Source organism: Actinomyces dentalis DSM 19115 (assembly GCF_000429225.1).
Classification (GTDB): Bacteria; Actinomycetota; Actinomycetes; order Actinomycetales; family Actinomycetaceae; genus Actinomyces; species Actinomyces dentalis.
Map to the genome: position 1 here is coordinate 166,849 of NZ_AUBL01000001.1, position 16,828 is coordinate 183,676.

The window sequence follows — 16,828 nt, forward strand, 5'->3', positions numbered from 1 at the left end:
TCAGTTCCCGCTCTTGACGGCGTCGGCGCCCACGACCCCTTCGAGGCCCGCCACGTAGGACTTCACGGCCTCGTCGACCCCGGTCCCCATGACGACGTCGAGGGTCGCCTGCTGCAGCAGGGAGGAGACCTGCGGGTACTGGGCCAGGCCGGGCCGGTAGGCCGTGATGGGCAGGACCTGCTCGGACACGAAGGAGAGCATGGGGTCGGAGGCCAGGAGCTTGGCGTTGACGTCGTTGCGCGGCGAGATCGACAGGGTGCCGGCCGCACGGGCCTCGAAGGCCTCCGCGGAGTTCATGAAGGCGAGCAGCTCCCAGGCCAGCGCCGGGTCGGCCGTGTTCGGGTTGAGCACCCTGGCGGTGCCCCCGGACATGGACACGAAGTCCTGCCCGTTGATCCCCGCCCCGGGCTTCACGGCGGGGATCTTGGCGTAGCCGACCGCGGTGTCCCTCTCCGCCATCGGGGCGGTGCCCACGCCCTCGGCGGGGTTGATGACGGAGCGCCAGAAGTAGTCGCCCTCGAACAGGATGGCGATGCGGCCCGCGGCGAACTCCTGGAAGGAGGTGTCGCGCCCGGAGGCCTCCTGCTGGAGGACCGGGTCGCCCAGCCCCTCGTCGACGTAGATCGTCTTGTACAGGTTCAGCACCTGCCTCATGCCCTGGGTGTCGCCGGCCCAGGCGCCGTCGGCCCACAGGGGCCGGCCGGTCCCCATGAGCATGGGCAGCAGGCCCTGCATGGAGGTGGCCTCCCCCATGGCGGTGCCCGCGTTGAGCTGGACGGGGACCACGCCGGGCGCCTTGTCCTTGACGGCGCGGGCCGCGGCCAGGATGTCGTCCCACGAGGCCGGCTGCCAGTCGGCGGGCAGCCCGGCCTTCTCGAAGACGGTCTTGTTGTAGTAGACCACCCGGCCGTCGGCCCCCTGCGGCACGCCGTAGCGCTTGCCCTCGAAGGAGGCGGCCCCCTGGATGGACTCGGGGATCTGCGCCCACCCGTCCCACGAGCCCGCCGCCGCGGCGACGTCCTCCAGTGGCTTGATGTAGCCGGCCTGCGCGTACTCCCCGATCCAGATGCCGTCCAGGGCGACGATGTCGGCCCCCTTGCCGGACTGGAAGTCCAGGGCCGTCTTCGTCTTGTAGTCCTCGTCGTCGACCCCCTGGGCCTCGAAGACGACGTCGACCTGCCTCCCGGCGCTCTTCTGGGCCTCCTTGAAGCCCGGGATGACCCACTCCTCGATCCACTTGGCCTCCGCGGCGTTCTTCCCGCCGCTGATGGCGTTGGTCATGATCCTCAGCGTCCCCGGCTTGGAGCCGGACCGGCCCCCGCCCCCGCACGCCCCCAGCGCGAGCGCGGCCGAGGCCAGCGCCGCGCCCGTGAGCGCGCTGCGCCGCGAAATGAATGGTGTCCTCATCTTCATCTACCTCCGTGGTTGTGTGTTGTTCTCCTCCCCGCGGCCCACCGCGGCCGGCCGGGGAGCGGCGCCGGGCGGGCCTCAGCCCCGTCCGGCCTCGGAATCGGGGTCGGGCGCCACCCCCGCGCCGGCGGCGCACGCCCGCCACAGGCGCTGGGCGGTCACCAGGTCGGCGCGGGCGGCCGCCGGGCCCGGCCCCGCGGCATCCCGGCCGCGCGCCAGCGCGACCAGCTCGTACAGCTCGCGCTCGAAGGCCTCCTCCTGGGGCCAGGCGGTCCGGGCGACGGCGCTGCCCAGGTCCGGGCCCGCCGAGCGCACCCGCAGGGCCGTGGGGGCGTTGAGCAGGTAGGGGGTGGCGAATTCGAGCTCGATGCTCCCCTCGTCGTGGTGGACGACGATGCGCTCGCGGTACTCGGGGTAGTGGGCGATGAAGTGCCACCCCAGGTGCCAGGGGATCGCCCCGCCGTCGGCGCCGCGGGCGCGGGTGGTGCCCTGGGCGACGACGCTGCCGGGCAGGGCCCCGCCGGTGCGCGCCGCGGCCGTCACGTCTTCGAGGGGCAGGCCGAGCGCGCGCGTCAGGGCGATGTCGTGGATGATCGAGCCGAGGATGACGTCGGTGTACAGGCGGCGCATGGCGTCGTGGTCGGCCAGGGCGCCCAGGGCCTGGCGCACGGCCCGGTCGGTGCGGGCGGCGAGCCCGTCGCGCGATGCGGGGTCCGCGTCGTCCTCCGGCGGGTCGAGGCGGGCGAAGCGGAGCTGGGCGGCGTCGGCGGGGTGGAGGACCTCGACGCCCAGGTGGCGCGGGCGCAGCCCGTCGAGGAGGGCGCGGGCCCGGGCCACCGCGGGGTCGTGCTCCTTCATGTAGCCCACGCGGATCCACTCGTCGGGTTCGGCCCCCAGGCGCTCCAGGCCGGCCTGGAGCCGGTCGAGCTCGCCGTGGGACAGGGCCAGCGGCTTCTCCACCAGGACGCGCACCCCGGCGCGAACCAGGGCCAGGGCGTCGTCGACGTGGCTGCCGCTGGTGGCCAGGATCGCGCAGTCGACCCGGACGCGGCCCCCTTCGATGGCCTCCACGAGGGCCCCGACGCTGGTGAAGCGCCCGCCGGCGGGCACGCCGCCCAGCTCGGCGTGGCGCGCCAGGCGCGCGGGGGAGAGCTCGACGAGGGCCGTGAGGCGGACCAGGCGGTGGTTGCGGCGCAGCAGGGGCAGGTGCACGGCCTGGGAGATGACGCCCAGGCCCGCCAGCGCGACGCGCACGGGCCCGGTCACGGGATCCACCTGCGCAGGAGCTCGCGGTTGCGCACCTGGTCGGCCCCGGCCCGCTCGACGTCGCCCCGCTCGAGCAGGACCGCGTCCTGCTCGACGACGAGGTAGCCGTCGTAGCCGCCGGCGACGATGCGGTCCATGAGCCCGGCCACGTCGAGGTCGCCGTCGCCCAGGGCGGTGAACGCCCGGCCCTCCCACAGCCGGCGCAGGGCGTCGGGGCCCCGGCCCGCCCGGGGCAGGACGGAGGCGTCGACGTCCTTGAGGTGGATGTGGTTGATGCGATCGCGCCACCTGTCGAGGCCCTCCAGGGGGTCGCCCCCGGCCAGCAGGAGGTGGCCCGAGTCGAGGGTCAGGCCCACCGAGGTGTCGCGCAGCAGCCTGTCGATCTCGGCGGGGGTCTCCACGTAGGTGGCCGCGTGGTGGTGGAACGTCGGCTCCAGCCCGAGGCCGCGGGCGAGGGCGCACACGCACTCGAGGTGCTCGACGAGGGCCGCCCACGCGCGCCCGTCCGCCTCCAGGCCGGGGCCCCCGCCGGGGCGGGCGCGGCGCGCCTCGTCGCCGGAGTCGGCCAGGGTGGGCCTGGGTGGCGGCCCGTCCTGGGCGCGCGCGAGCAGGGCGAGGTCCTCGAGCACGGGCAGCGCCCGGGCCAGCGCGGCGTCGAACCCGGCGTCGTCCCCGGTCAGGGGCAGGTCGATCCACGCCCCGCACAGCAGCAGGCCGCGCCCGGCGAGCGCGTCGGCCAGGGCCCGTCCCGTCCCGAACAGGCCGCGGGGCCCCAGGTCGACGGCGTCGTACCCGGCCGCGGCGACGGCGTCGAGCAGCTCGCCGCCCGCGGGCGGGGGGACGAGCTCCGGCCTGGCGAGGTCGAAGACCCCGTAGGACACGGGGGCGTTGGCAACAGTGATCATGGCTCTCCCGCCGACATGCGCGGCGCCACGTCCTCAGGGCGCCGTCGGCATTATTCTGAAGTCCAGATTAAATCGTGTCAAGCCCGCCCCCCGACCGTCACCGCTTCGTGACCGCCCGCCCCCGGTCGGCCCTCCCCGCCCCGCTCAGCGACCGGCCGAGAGGGGCGCGCGCGGCACGTAGAGGCTGTCGTGCACCACCGAGGCGGCCCCGATCGCGCCGACGTTCTCACCCATGGCCGTGGACACCACCGTCACCGGGTGCGGCCCCCGGGCCGAGGGGCGCCGCACCGCCCGCCTGGCCGCGGGCGCGTACCACGGCTCCAGCAAACGCCAGTACGGGCCGCCGAACACCACCATGTCGGCGTCGAGCAGCTCGGTCGCCATCATGACCAGCTCGGCCATCCGCTCCGCCGCCCCTCCCAGCAGCCGATCCGCGCGCTCATCCCCGCCCCCCGCCAACGAGCACAGCTCCGCGAAGCGCCGCTCCAGGGCCACGAAGTCCGAACGCGACGGCAGGGGCCCGGGCTGAATCCCCAGAGCATGGGCCCGCTCCACCAGAACGGCGGGATCATTGGCCATCCCCGGGGGCTCGCCGGGGGCGTTGGGGCCCAGGGCCGTCATCATCGCCCCCACCTCCCCGCTATTGCCCGAGAACCCGCGCACCGGATCGCCGTTGACCGACAACCCCAGCCCCGTCCCCGTCCCCACGTAGACGAACACCATCGTCGAATCCAGCGACTCCCCGGCCCGCACCCAATTCTCCCCGATCACCGCCGCCAGCGTGTCCTTGACCACCGGCACGGGCATCCGCAGCTGCTCGCCCAGGATCCCGCCCAGGGGCACCCTGGCCCACCCGGGCAGCCACACCGCGCTGTCGGGCGCCCCGGTCGCCGGATCCACCGGCCCCGGCAGCGCCAGGCAGGCGCCGACCAGCCGGCGCTCATCCACCGAGCCGTCCCGAATGAGCCGGCGCACCATCGCGGCGATCTTCACCATCGCCGAACGCGGATCATCGACATCCACATCGGTCGACGAGGCCGACGCCCTCACCTCACCGCCCAGATCCAGCGCCACAACGGTGATCAGGGAGGGATCGACGTGCACCCCCACGGCGATGCGCGCGGAGGCGACGATATCCAGGATCGTGCGCGGACGCCCCCTGCCATTGACCCTGGTCCCCACCTCGGCCAGCAGACCCCGCCCCTGAAGACCGCGCACGATCGCCGACACCGTCTGCACCGACAGCCCCGTCGAAGCGGCCACATCCCGCTGACTGGAAGCACCCAGACGGCGGAAGGCGTGAATGACGACGTTCTCGTTGTACCTGCCCAGACCCGTCAGACTGGTGCCCGCCCTCATCGAACCGCCCTCCTGCGCATCCCGCACCGCACGGGGCGCACCCCTACACCATAAGGGCGGGCGCCGCGGCTACGCGCGGCGGACGCGGGCGAAGGCCCCCTCCAGCTCCCGGTTGAGCCGAGCCATGAGCGCCGGATCGACCTTGACGACCACCCGGTCATAGGTCATCAGCCCATTGCTCTCGCGCTCGACATCACTGACCTGCGTATAGGTGCAGGCCGCCAGACCCCCGGCGACCAGCGGCACCAGCTGACCGCGGTAGAGCTCCGTCATCGCCCGCGCCAGAGCCCCCCGATCCCCCAGGAAGCGGTAGCCGAAGGGAGCCCCGGGCCAGGCGCGCCCCTCGACGACCAGATTCAGACCCCCGAACTCCGACAGGTAGAAGGCCCGCCCATCGCCCCGGGGCGGCGCGACCAGCCGCAGCACGTAGCGGTGCCGACTGCGGAAGTCCCCGCCGCCCTGATCGAACCAGCCCGAGGCGGCGTCGACCAGACGAGTCGGATCCGCGCGGCGCACGAACCGCTCCGCGCCCCGGGCGTCGAACTGCCCCCAGCCCTCGTTGAAGGGCACCCACACGACAATGCACGGATGGCCGCGCAAGTGGCGGATCACGCCCGCCAGCTCGCGCACGAACCGCCCGCGCCCCGCGGCCCCGCCCCGCCCCGTCCAACGGCGGAAGACGGCCCAACGGTCCGGGAGCGTCAGCCCCAGCGCCTGCACGGCCCCCGAGGCCCGGATCCCCAGGGGCGGCACGCCTCCCGAGACCATGTCCTGAACCACCATGAGACCGAGCCGGTCGCACAGGTGGTAGAAGCGGCGGGACTCGACCTTGACGTGAACGCGCACGGCGTTGAACCCCATGCGCCTGAGCGTGGTCAGATCGTGCAGGAGCGCCGCCTCGTCAGGGGGAGTCATGCCCGACTCCGGCCAGTAGCCCTGGGACAGGGGGGCGTTGACGAGGACGGGCTCCCCATTGAGCAGCACGCACCGGCCGGGCCCGCCCGCGCTCGCGGCGGAGAGCGCCACGGTGCGCAGGGCCGACCACGTGCGCACCTCGTCCCCGCCCGCGCGGATCGTGAAGCGGTACAGGGCGGGGGAGTCGGGGGACCAGGGCAGCGGGTCGGGGATGTCCACGCGGTTCCAGGCGCCCGTGGTGCCCGCGGCGCGCAGGCGCCCGCCGTCGGGCAGATCGACCTCGACCTCGAGGGGTCCGCGCCCGTCGCCCTCGACGCCCACCCGCAGACGGAACCCCGTCAGGTCCGGCTCGGACCGGATGTCCACCGCCTCGATCGCCGTGCGGGGCAGCGGCTCCATCCACACGCTGCCCCAGATGCCCGAGGTGGCCGTGTACCAGATGGTCCGGGGGTTCAGGGACTGCTTGCCCCGCTGGATGTCGCGGGTGTCGGTCGGGTCGGCGACCTCGAGGCCCAGCTCGACGGCGTCGCGGTCCGTGTCGGCCACATCGACGTGGAAGGGCAGGTAGCCGCCCGTGTGGCGCGCGGCGGGGCGCCCGTCGATCATGACCTCGCACTCGTGGTCCACGGCGCAGAAGTGGATGCGGATCCGCTCCCCCCTCCACGCGGGCGGGATGGGGACGGGGCGGCGGTAGTGGAGGCGCTCGTCGGGCAGCAGGGGGCGGGCGACGCCGGAGGCGGGCGTCTCCACGGCGAAGGGCACGAGGACGGGCCGCCACTGGCCGGGCGCGGGCCCGGGGGAGCCGGCCGGGACGATCGCGCACTGCCACCACCCGTTGAGGCTCTCCCACCGGGCGCGCTCCATCATGGGGTCGGGGTGCTCGGGCAGGGGGATGCGCGGCAGATCCCGCCCCCAGGGTGTGCACAGCCGGTCGGCCTCCATGCGATCCTCGCTCTCGTGCCCGGCCGGGCCGCGGCGTCCGCCCGGCCCCTCGTCTGCGAACCGTTCTACACCGCCATCCGGCGCGCGTCCGCCCGAGTCCCGGCGCCGCGGCGAAGAACCCCCTCGACGCGGCGCCGGACGCTCCCGGCGGATCGCGCCGGCCCCGGTAGACTCGCCGCGGGCCCGGGCGAGGGGGCATTCGAAGGTGAGGAGGGCCCTTGATCAAGTACCTGGGATCCAAGCGGGTCCTCGTGCCGGTCCTGGGGGAGATCTTCGCCGCCTCGCGGGCGCGCACCGCCCTGGACCTGTTCACGGGGACCACCCGCGTCGCCCAGGAGATGTGCCGCCGCGGCCTGCGCACCACCGCCGTCGACATCGCCACCTACTCCGAGGCGCTGGCGCGCACCTACGTCGAGGCCGACGCCGACGCCGCGGACCACGGGGCCATCGCCGAGGCCCTGGCGCGCCTGAACGCCCTGCCCGGGCGCCGCGGCTACGTCACGCGGACCTTCTGCGAGGACAGCCGCTACTTCCAGCCCGCCAACGGCATGCGCATCGACGCGATCCGCCAGGCCATCGAGGCCGACTACGCGGGCACCTGGCTCCACCCGATCCTGCTCACCAGCCTGCTGGAGGCGGCCGACGCCGTCGACTCCACCGTGGGCATACAGATGTCCTACCTCAAGACGTGGGCGCCGCGCTCCTACAAGCCGCTGGTGCTCAGGGCCCCGGTGCTCACCCCGGGGCGGGGCCGGGCCCTGCGCGCCGACGCCACGAAGATCGTCGACGAGCTGGAGCCCGTGGACCTGGCCTACCTCGACCCGCCCTACAACCAGCACCGCTACTTCACCAACTACCACGTGTGGGAGACCCTCGTGCGCTGGGACGCCCCGGAGCACTACGGCGTGGCCTGCAAGCGGGTCGACGCCCGCGACCAGGCCACCAAGAGCGTGTTCAACCGCCGGCGCGAGATGCCCCGGGCCCTGGCGGGGCTCATCGCGCGGGTCAGGGCCGAGGTCCTGGTCCTGTCCTTCTCCGACGAGGGCTTCGTCCCGCTCGAGGACCTGATGGCCATGTGCGGGCAGCGCGGGCGGTCGGTCGAGGTCCTCGCCTTCGACTCGGCCCGCTACAACGGCGCGCGCATCGGCGTCTTCAACGCCTCGGGGCAGAAGGTGGGGAGGATCAGCCACACCCGCAACACGGAGTACGTGCTGCTGGCGGGGGAGCCGGAGCGGATCGCGCGCATGAGCGAGCGGGCCCGGCGGGCCGGGACGCGCTCGACGGCGTAGGGTCTGACTATGAGTGACATCACCCTGACTCTGCCCCCCATCGGGTTCGGCACCTACGCCCTGCGCGGCCGGTCCGGGGCCGATGCCGTCACCTCGGCGATCCGCAACGGCTACCGCCTCATCGACTCGGCCTTCTCCTACGAGAACGAGGCGAGCGTGGCCGACGGCGTCGCGCGCGCCGTCGACGAGGGGGCCGCCGCGCGCGAGGACCTCATCGTCACCTCCAAGATCCCCGGGCGTCACTTCGGCTACGAGCCGGCGCTGGCCGCGATCGAGGAGTCGGCGGCCCGCATGCGCGTCATCGGCCCCATCGACCTCTACCTCATCCACTGGCCCAACCCGCTCCAGGACAAGTACGTGGACACCTGGCGGGCGCTCATCGAGGCGCGCGAGCGCGGGCTCGTGCGCGCCATCGGGGTCTCGAATTTCCTGCCCGGGCACATCGAGCGGCTGGAGGCGGCCACCGGGGTGCTGCCGGCGGTCAACCAGATCGAGAGCCACCCGCGCTTCCCCAACACCGGGCTCATCGCCTACGACGCCGAGCGCGGTATCGCCACGGAGGCGTGGAGCCCGCTCGGGCGGGACTCGAACCTGCTGGCCGAGGCGGTCATCGTCGACGTCGCCGCGGCGCACGCCATCACGGCCGCGCAGGCGGTGCTCGCCTGGCACGTGGCGCGGGGCGTCACCCCCATTCCGAAGTCCGCCAACCCCCACCGCCAAGAGGAGAACCTGGCCTCGCAGGCGGTGCTCCTCAGCCCCGCCGAGGTCGGGGCCATCACCTCGCTGGGCCGCCCCGACGGCCGCCTCGCCGGCCAGGACCCGGAGACCTACGAGGAGATGTGAGCCCGCCTCGTTGCGTGCGCCGCCGGGTGGGGTGCAGGGTCGGGCTGCCCGGGAGGGGGGCGGTTGCGCCGCCGCTTTTCCCGTTGTCCTGAATGTCCCTGCGTTCCTGGGAGCCGATTGTGGCTGAGTACTCCGATAAATTGGGTGCCTACGACGAGGCCGTGGTGTTCGATGACGCGACGGCGGATCGTCTGATCTCGGCGGCGCAGACCCTGTCGAGCACGTTGACGACTCAGGGGTCGGATCGCACCAGTTGGGCGACGACGGCGTCGACTGATTTCGAGGGCCATTACGCGGAGGTCTTCGACACCAATTCCAAGGCCGGGTCGACGGATTGCACGAATATATCGTCGGCCCTGAACGACCTGGTGTCCGAGGTCCAGGCACTGAAGACCGCCGCCGCGGCCGAGAAGAGCCGGCGCGCCCAGGCCAAGGAGTGGGCCGACCGGCAGGACCACGAGACGTTCCTGAAGAAGGGGTGGGACTGGCTGACCAGTCAGGACCAGGCCCCGCCGGGCCCGGACCAGGTGCCCCTGCCCCAGCCCCACGAGCCGGTCACCTCCTCGTGGAGTGAGCCGGCGCCCGCCGCGAGCGGGTCGGTCAGCTCCGCGTGCCCGCAGGACCTGCGCACCTACGCCACCAATATCAGCGGCGCCAACGACACGGTGGTGACCCAGAAGGGGACCCTGGACGGGGCGATCTCCGACTTCGCCACCGCCTGCGCCTGGTGCACGATCGACGCCTCGGGCATCACCGCCGCCCTGACCTCGTTCACCTCCAACAACACCGGCGAGGCCGCCTGGGTGAACACGGTGGCCGACGCCTTCGAGGCCGCCGGCGGCGGGGACGGGGGCATCTCCACGGTCTCGGACGAGGCCATCGCCGCGTGCCTGGAGGCCGCCGGGGTCGCCGAGAACCGCAAGCCACTGGACGTGGCCTCCCCCCAGATCATGGGCGACCCCCAGACGTCGGGGTACGCCGACGACCCGGTCAACACCACCACCGGCAACTTCGTCGAACCCGAGGCGGACCTGGTCTTCACCGGGGCGGGGGCCTCCCTGGAGTTCGAACGCGTGTACAACTCGGTGTCGTCCTCCCACGGCTCGGACGACGCGCCGGGGGCGGGGGCGTTCGGGCCCGGCTGGTCCTCCACCGCCGATGAGCGCCTGGTGGTCGACGACGAGGGCGCCACCTGGGTGCGCGCCACCGGCCGCCACGTCGTCTTCCCCCGCGCCGGGGCCGGCTGGGGGCGCGCGGTGGGCGAGAACCTGTGGCTGGAGGCTCTCGACGCCGACGACACCGGTGCCGACGACACGGCCTCCGCCGGCGGCGACGACAGCACCGCCGCCGGCGCCCGCGGCGCGGGTGGTTTCGTGGTGTCGGACAATGAGGGCGGCCGGTGGTGCTTCGACGTCGCAGGGCGGCCGGCGTGGTGGTCGCGGGGGGCGGGCACGCGCGTGGAGCGCTCCTACGACTCCTCCGGCCGCCTGGCGGGGCTGGCCCATGAGCGGGGCCGGGGCGTGGACGTGGTCTGGGACGGGGCCGGGTCGCGGATCGTGGCCCTGGTGGCCCGGGACGGGCGGCGGGCGGACTTCTCCTACGACTCCTCCGGCCGCCTGGTGGGGGTCACTCGCAGCGGCGGGGGCGCGCGCCGCTACGAGTGGGGCGAGGAATCGGGGCGCATCGAGCGGGTCATGGACGCCGACGGGGTGGTGGAGGCGGACAACGCCTACGATGAGGCCGGGCGGGTGGTCCGCCAGCGCTCCGCGTTCGGGCGGGTGTCCCACTACTCCTACCTGCCCGGGGGCGTCACCCAGGTCGCCGACGCCGATGGCTCCCGGGCCAATGTGTGGGTCCACGACGCCCGCGGCCGCCTGACCGGCATGATCGACGCCGCAGGCAACCGCCAGTCCATCGGCTGGGACCGGTGGGGCAACCGGGTCATGATCACCGGCCGCGACGGCGGACGCACCATCAACCAGTACGACGAGCGCGGACGACTGGTCACCGAGCTCGCCCCCACGGGGGTCCGGACCACCAGTGCATGGGACGAACTCGATCGTCTGGTCGAGGTGCATGTCACGCCGGCGCCGTCGGAGGGGGAGGACGGAGACGCCGGGGCGCAGGCGGATCCGGAGTCGGTGGTCCGCTACGGCTACCGGGGGGCGGATCGCAATCCCTCGACGATCACCGATCCCGAGGGCGGGATCACCCGTCTGAACTGGGAGGACGGGCTCCTGACCCGCTTGGAGGATCCCACGGGCGTAATCGTGAGGTTGTCGTACGACGAGCACGGCGAGCTGACCTCGGTCACCAACGCGGTCGGCGACACCGCCCGCCTGGAGCGCGACGGAGCCGGGCGGATCACCGCGTCCATCACACCGTCGGGCCGGCGCACCCAGTACCGCTACGACGCCGCCGGCAACCTCGTCTCGCGCCGCGACCCCGACGGGGCGACCTGGCGGTGGGAGCACACCCCCGGCGGACGACCGTGCGCCGAGATCGACCCGGCCGGGCATCGCAAGACCTGCGAGTACGGGGAGCACGGGGAGCAGACCGAGTACGTCGATCCCCTGGGCGAGCGGCTGCGCAACCGGTGGGATGACGTGGGCAACCTCGCCGAGACCGTCATGCCGGACGGCACGTCGTGGGCGTACACCTATGACGCCCTGTCGCGCCTGGTCGCGGTGAAGGACCCTGCGAATGCGGTGTGGCGCAATGAGTACGACGTCGTCGGCCGCCTCACGGCGACGGTGGATCCGACCGGGGTGCGCCGCGAGCAGGGCGTTTCCGCGCACGGCATGCGGCGCACCCTCACCGACGGCGCCGCGACGAGCGCGGTGACAACGGACGCGCTGGGTCGTATCACGGCCGTCACCGGTGATGACGGCGCCGATCGGGTGACTCGCTACGATCTGTGCGGGCGCCCGGTGGAGTACGTGGACGCCGAGGGCGGATCCACCGTGCTGGAGCGTGATCCGGCGGGCAAGGTTGTTCGCCTGGTGCGGCCCTCGGGCGAGGAGACCCGCTACGAGTGGGATGAGTGCGGTCGCCTGTCGGCGGTGATCGACGCGGCGGGCGGGGCGAGCCGGTTCGAGTACAACGCCGATTCGCTGCTGGTGCGCGAGATCTGGCCGACGGGCGAGGCGAGTTGGTTCCGTTACGATCCGTGCGGCCGCGTGGCGGCCAAGCACGTGCCCGGGTACGGCACGACCTGTTATGAGCGGGACCTGTCCGGCCGCGTCGTGGTGCTGGTGGATCCGGCGTGCGGGCGCCGTCGTTTCCGCTATAACGAGGTCGGGAATCTGGTTGAGGCGGTCGCCGGCACGGGTGCGGTCACGCGCTACGAGTACGACTCCATGGGTGTTCTGGTGGCGGTCATCGATCCGTTGGGCGGGGTGACGCGCTACGAGCGCGACGCTCGCGGCGATGTGGTGCGGTTGGTCGATCCCCTGGGGCGCGAGACGACGGCGCGCTACGACGCCGCCGGACGCCAGGTGTCCCAGCGGGACGCCGCCGGTCACGTGACCGACTGGGAGTACGACGCGAACGGCTGGTTCGCGGCGATGAGTTACGACGGGGTCGAGCACCACCGCGTGGAGCGGGACTTCGCCGCCCGGACGATGCGCATCACGCAGGCCGGCGGACACACCATGACGGTGCGCTGGGACGGGGCCGGCCGCCTGGTGTCGCGCAGCAGTGACGGGCGCACGGTGGAATGGGGCTATGACGGCGATGGGCGCCGGGTGTGGATGAGGGCCCCCGACGGGGCAGTCACCGACTACGCCTACGACGGGGCCGGCCGCCTCGTCCGGGTGGAGAATTCGGCGTTCGGGCGGGTGGTGTACGAGCACGACGCGTCGGGGCGGATGGTGTCGGCGACCGCCGGGGACGTGCGCCAGGAGTGGGTGCGCGGCGACGGGTTCGTCACCGAGTACCTGGTGCGCGATCTGGCGGGCGGCGGCATCTCCCACACGAGCGTGGGCCGTGATGAGGCCGGTCGGGTGACGTGGACGTCTCAGGACGGCTCCCACACCGATTACGCCTACGACGGGGCGAACCAGCTCGTGGGCGCGGTGGTGGACGGGATCGCCTCCACCTATGTCTACGACGACGCCGGCCGCCTGGTGGAGGAGATCGTCGATGACGGCGCCGGCGGGACGCGCCGGCGGGCTCTGGTCTACGATGCGGCCGGGCAGTTGGTGTCCGCCGGTGGCGGCGGCGCGGTGGAGACGCGATTCGTCTACGATGCGGCCGGGCGCAGGGTGCGCGAGGAGCGCGCCGACGGCGGTGTGCGCGTCTTCGCCTGGGGTGCGCTGGCGAGACTGGAGTCGGTGAGCATTGACGGCGCGCTGGAGAAGCGGCGCGTGTCGCTGCTGACCGATGCGCTGGGCGAGTTGGCGGCCGTCGACGGTGCGCGCCTGGACTGGGACAGCGCCTCGGCGGTTCCGGGTCTGCTGGGCGTGGGCGGCAGCAGTGCGGTGGGTGTGCCCGGGTTCACGGCGGTCGGCGACGGGTGGCGGGCGGCGGGTTGGCGCGACGCCCGGTCGCAAGGTGCGGACCCGTGGGGCGGGCCCGGCGGGGCGGACGGTCCCGACGGCCCCGGTGGCGGGGTGTCGTGGGGCGCCGGCGGCGAATTGGGGCTGCCCGGTGGTCTGGAGTGGTTGGGGGCGCGCGTGTACGACCGGGGTACGCGCGGGTTCCTGTCGCGCGATCCGCTGGAGGCGACGGCGGGCGCGGGCTGGGCGGGCAATCCGTACTCCTACGCGGGCAACAACCCGGTGGGGATGAGCGACCCCTCGGGGCGCCATCCGCTGACCGACGCCGAGCTCGCCTCCTGGAAGGACTCCCACAAGACGGGTCTGGCGGCGGCCGGGGCGTGGGTGGCCGACAACTGGGAGTACCTCGTGGCGGGCGCGGCCATCGTGGCCGGGGTGGCCCTGATGTTCACGGGCGTGGGCGGGCCGGCCGGCCTGGCCCTGATGTCCGTGTCGGGGGCGCTGGTGTCGGGGGGCATCAGCATCGCCGAGCAGAAGCACGGCAAGGGGTCGGTCGACTGGGGCGCGGTGGGCAGGGAGGCCGCGATCGGGGCGATCCCCTTCCCCGGCGGGGGCGCCGCCGCGGCGGGCCGCGAGGCCGCCGAGCAGGTCGGGCGCGAGGCCCTGGAGGCCGGTACCCGCGAGGCCGTCGAGGCCGCCGCGCGCAGCGCGGGCGAGCGCGAACTGGGGGCCGTGGGCCGCGAGGCCGTCGAGAGTGCGGGCGACCGGGCGGCGCAGGAGGCCGCGGAATGGTGCCACGGGGCCGCCTGCTTCGCCGCGGGCACCGGCGTGCTCATGGCCGACGGGACCGTCCGGCCCATCGAGGACGTGGCGGCCGGTGATCGGGTCGCCGCCTGCGACCCGATCACCGGGGAGGCCCTGGCGCGGACGGTGACCGCCACCGCCTCCCACGACGACGTCCCCGTCCTGCGGGTGCGCACCGACGACGGCGGGGCGGTCGAGACCACCGCCACCCACCCCTTCTGGGTCGAGGACCGCGGTTGGACCCCCGCCGGCCGCCTGAGGGCCGGGGACCGCCTGCTCACCCCCGACGGGAGGACCGTCGAGGTCACCGCCGCCGCCCCACCGGCCGCACCCGACGGGTGTACAGTCTCGAGGTCGACGGCCTCCAGGCCTACTACGTGCGCGCCGGCACCGCCTTCATCGCCGTCCACAACGAATGCTCCGAACTCGCACGCCGACTCCAACAACGCGCACAACAACTCAACGACGCCAGAGGCGGTCGGTCCGCGCAGATGGGTACCACAGCCGTGATACAAGCACAGGCTGAGATCGATGGTAAAACCGTGATCACCACATTCGTGGCAACCAACAGGAAGTACTCGGAGAAACCGATGAGAGATATGCTGCGGAAAGGCATGGAGGAATTCGTTAAAGGAAAAGGTCACGCCGAGGAAACGATCCTCAGGCATCTCGATGAGGACAAGTACACCTGGAGGGTCATCGCCGGTGGGACGTCCCGCAACGTCTGCCGGGAGACGTGCGCACCGCGCGTCACAGGGCATGGACTGGAGCTGACGGGACGGGAATTCCGAGGGCGTGCGGACAAGACCCCCTACCGCATGTTCCAGATCCCCGGACTGGGTCATTGAAGAAGACGAGGAAGACACCGAAGGAGTGTTCCAGCAATGGTAGAAGACTATCTCACCGCGGATGATTTCGAGGGCCTGTCCGGGGACGGCCTGGCGGAGGCGTGCCTGGCTTGTTCGGCAAGGCTGTCGCCCATGTTCGCGGCCTTCGCCACGCGCAGCGGCCCGCGGGACTACGACGACCTGGTCAGGGACCTGTGGGCGTGCGCGGGCCGGGAGGTGAGCGCCCGGGAGGCCGAGGAGTTCGAGCGGCGCATCGAGGCGTTCCCGGAGGCCGACTGCGACGACCCCTACCTGCTGGACTTCTACGCCATGCTCGTTCTCGATCTCCCCTTCGAGGCCCTGCACGTCCTGGCGGGAGGCGGGGTCAAACAGGCCCTGGACTGCTCGGAGTCCGCACTGGAGGTTTTGGGCGAGTTCAGGGAGGAGCTCGATGACGAGAACGAGCTGTGGGACGCCGAGCGCCAGGAGCAGCTGCGCGTCATCGCCGGTCTCAGGGCTGGCGAGCGCCCGACCTTCGACTCCTGCCTGGCCTCGCCCGCCTCCCGCAGACTCGCCGAGGTCCTGCCCGGAATCGTCGCGACACAGCGCGCGGAGCAGGATGAGTACCTGGCCCGTATCCGCCGCCAGCAGCAGACCCGCGAGTAGACCCGCCCTCAACGCAGACAAACCCCGAGGTCCACACGGAAGGGCATTCCGGGGCGTCTGGGAGAACTCCCCGGATGCGACACGGCGATGATCCATTCCCGTGGGTCATCACGGATGCCTTAGTGATAACTATTGCGGGTCCACGAGGGGCGGGTCGTCGCGACTGGTTCGTGGGGGTCCTCCGTTCACAAGCTGGGTGTGGATGGTCTGGGGGAGTTGGCCCGTGTGGACGGGCGGAAGGACAAGTACACCTGGAGGGTCATCGCCGGTGGGACGTCCCGCAACGTCTGCCGGGAGACGTGCGCACCGCGCATCGCGGCGCATGGACTGGAACTGACGGGACGGGAATTCGCCGGGCGCGCTGACAAGACCCCCTACCGCATGTTCCAGATCCCCGGACTGGGCCATTGAAGAATACGAGGAAGACACCGAAGGAGTGTTCCAGTAATGAGAGACTACCTCACCGCGGATGATTTCGAGGGCCTGTCCGGGGACGGCCTGGCGGAGGCGTGCCTGGCGTGCTCGGCGAGGTTCTCGCCCATGTTCGCGGCCTTCGCCACGCGCAGCGGCCCGCGGGACTACGACGACCTGGTCAGGGACCTGTGGGCGTGCGCGGGCCGGAAGGTGAGCGCCCGGGAGGCCGAGGAGTTCGAGCGGCGCGTCCGGGCGTTCCCGGAGGCCGACTGCGACGACTCCTACCTGCTGGACTACTACGTCATGCGCGTCCTGGAACTTCCCTTCGAGACCCTGCACGTCCTGGCGGGAGGCGGGGTCAAACGGGCTCTGGACTGCTCAGTGGCCGCGCTGGGGCTCGCGGACGAGTTCAGGGATGAGCTCGATGACGAGAGCGAGTTGTGGGACCCGGAGCGCCAGGAGCAGCTGCGCGTCATCGCAGGCCTCAAAGCCGGCCGGCACCCGACCTTCGACTCCTGCCTGGCCTCGCCCGCCTCCCGCAGACTCACCGAGGTCCTGCCCGCAATCGTCGCGACACAGCGCGCGAGACAGGACGAGTACCTGGCCCGTATCCGCCGCCAGCAGCAGACCCGCGAGTAGACCCGCCCTCAACGCAGACAAACCCCGAGGTCCACACGGAAGGGCATTCC

Annotated in this window: 12 protein-coding genes; 7 read left to right on the plus strand and 5 right to left on the minus strand. The window is 72.7% G+C overall.

Going from position 1 to position 16,828, the window contains the following annotated elements; translation table 11 throughout:
* The 5 genes from G446_RS0100705 to G446_RS0100725 form a co-directional block, all read right to left on the minus strand.
* Entirely contained in the window at window positions 1–1,407 is a 1,407-nt protein-coding gene (locus tag G446_RS0100705) for an extracellular solute-binding protein (protein ID WP_026408672.1), read from the minus strand.
* Window positions 1,408–1,488: 81 nt separating this feature from the next.
* Complete coding sequence (locus G446_RS21250) at window positions 1,489–2,676, minus strand: Gfo/Idh/MocA family protein (RefSeq protein ID WP_051285509.1); 1,188 nt, start codon at window positions 2,674–2,676, stop codon at window positions 1,489–1,491.
* Entirely contained in the window at window positions 2,673–3,581 is a 909-nt protein-coding gene (locus G446_RS0100715) for a sugar phosphate isomerase/epimerase family protein (protein WP_034468531.1), read from the minus strand. The genes G446_RS21250 and G446_RS0100715 overlap by 4 nt, the downstream gene beginning before the upstream one ends.
* Window positions 3,582–3,725: 144 nt before the next feature.
* Window positions 3,726–4,940, minus strand: a complete 1,215-nt coding sequence (locus G446_RS0100720; protein WP_026408675.1) for an ROK family transcriptional regulator — start codon at window positions 4,938–4,940, stop codon at window positions 3,726–3,728.
* A gap of 69 nt (window positions 4,941–5,009) precedes the next feature.
* Window positions 5,010–6,797, minus strand: a complete 1,788-nt coding sequence (locus G446_RS0100725; RefSeq protein ID WP_026408676.1) for a glycoside hydrolase family 2 protein — start codon at window positions 6,795–6,797, stop codon at window positions 5,010–5,012.
* A gap of 218 nt (window positions 6,798–7,015) precedes the next feature.
* Here G446_RS0100725 and G446_RS15120 point away from each other — a divergent pair, with 218 nt between their 5' ends.
* The 7 genes from G446_RS15120 to G446_RS0100760 all read left to right on the plus strand — a co-directional run bounded on the left by G446_RS15120 (window position 7,016) and on the right by G446_RS0100760 (window position 16,778).
* Window positions 7,016–8,086 carry a DNA adenine methylase gene (locus G446_RS15120; protein ID WP_051285511.1) on the plus strand — a complete coding sequence of 357 codons (1,071 nt, stop codon included), beginning with the start codon at window positions 7,016–7,018 and terminating at the stop codon, window positions 8,084–8,086.
* Window positions 8,087–8,095: 9 nt separating this feature from the next.
* Entirely contained in the window at window positions 8,096–8,929 is an 834-nt protein-coding gene (locus G446_RS0100735; protein WP_026408677.1) for an aldo/keto reductase, read from the plus strand.
* Between the two features lie 119 nt (window positions 8,930–9,048).
* Window positions 9,049–14,742 (plus strand): DUF6531 domain-containing protein, encoded by a 5,694-nt coding sequence (locus G446_RS0100740; protein WP_156916457.1) that lies wholly within the window; start codon window positions 9,049–9,051, stop codon window positions 14,740–14,742.
* A 32-nt stretch (window positions 14,743–14,774) separates the two neighbouring features.
* Window positions 14,775–15,080, plus strand: coding sequence for a hypothetical protein (locus G446_RS0100745; RefSeq protein ID WP_156916458.1), 306 nt, complete (start codon window positions 14,775–14,777; stop codon window positions 15,078–15,080).
* Between the two features lie 36 nt (window positions 15,081–15,116).
* Complete coding sequence (locus tag G446_RS0100750) at window positions 15,117–15,725, plus strand: hypothetical protein (RefSeq protein ID WP_026408680.1); 609 nt, start codon at window positions 15,117–15,119, stop codon at window positions 15,723–15,725.
* Window positions 15,726–15,923: 198 nt separating this feature from the next.
* Window positions 15,924–16,136: a hypothetical protein gene (locus tag G446_RS0100755; protein ID WP_026408681.1), complete on the plus strand. Its 213-nt coding sequence runs from the start codon at window positions 15,924–15,926 to the stop codon at window positions 16,134–16,136.
* Window positions 16,137–16,172: 36 nt separating this feature from the next.
* Window positions 16,173–16,778, plus strand: coding sequence for a hypothetical protein (locus tag G446_RS0100760; protein WP_026408682.1), 606 nt, complete (start codon window positions 16,173–16,175; stop codon window positions 16,776–16,778).
* The last annotated feature ends 50 nt before the right edge of the window (window positions 16,779–16,828 follow it).

Bases quoted from the DNA above. Each gene is read 5' to 3' on its own strand.
- G446_RS0100705 (WP_026408672.1), bottom strand. From the start codon at position 1,407: ATGAGGACACCATTCATTTCGCGGCGCAGCGCGCTCACGGGCGCGGCG.
- G446_RS0100715 (WP_034468531.1), bottom strand. From the start codon at position 3,581: ATGATCACTGTTGCCAACGCCCCCGTGTCCTACGGGGTCTTCGACCTC.
- G446_RS0100720 (WP_026408675.1), bottom strand. From the start codon at position 4,940: ATGAGGGCGGGCACCAGTCTGACGGGTCTGGGCAGGTACAACGAGAAC.
- G446_RS0100725 (WP_026408676.1), bottom strand. From the start codon at position 6,797: ATGGAGGCCGACCGGCTGTGCACACCCTGGGGGCGGGATCTGCCGCGC.
- G446_RS0100735 (WP_026408677.1), top strand. From the start codon at position 8,096: ATGAGTGACATCACCCTGACTCTGCCCCCCATCGGGTTCGGCACCTAC.
- G446_RS0100750 (WP_026408680.1), top strand. From the start codon at position 15,117: ATGGTAGAAGACTATCTCACCGCGGATGATTTCGAGGGCCTGTCCGGG.
- G446_RS0100760 (WP_026408682.1), top strand. From the start codon at position 16,173: ATGAGAGACTACCTCACCGCGGATGATTTCGAGGGCCTGTCCGGGGAC.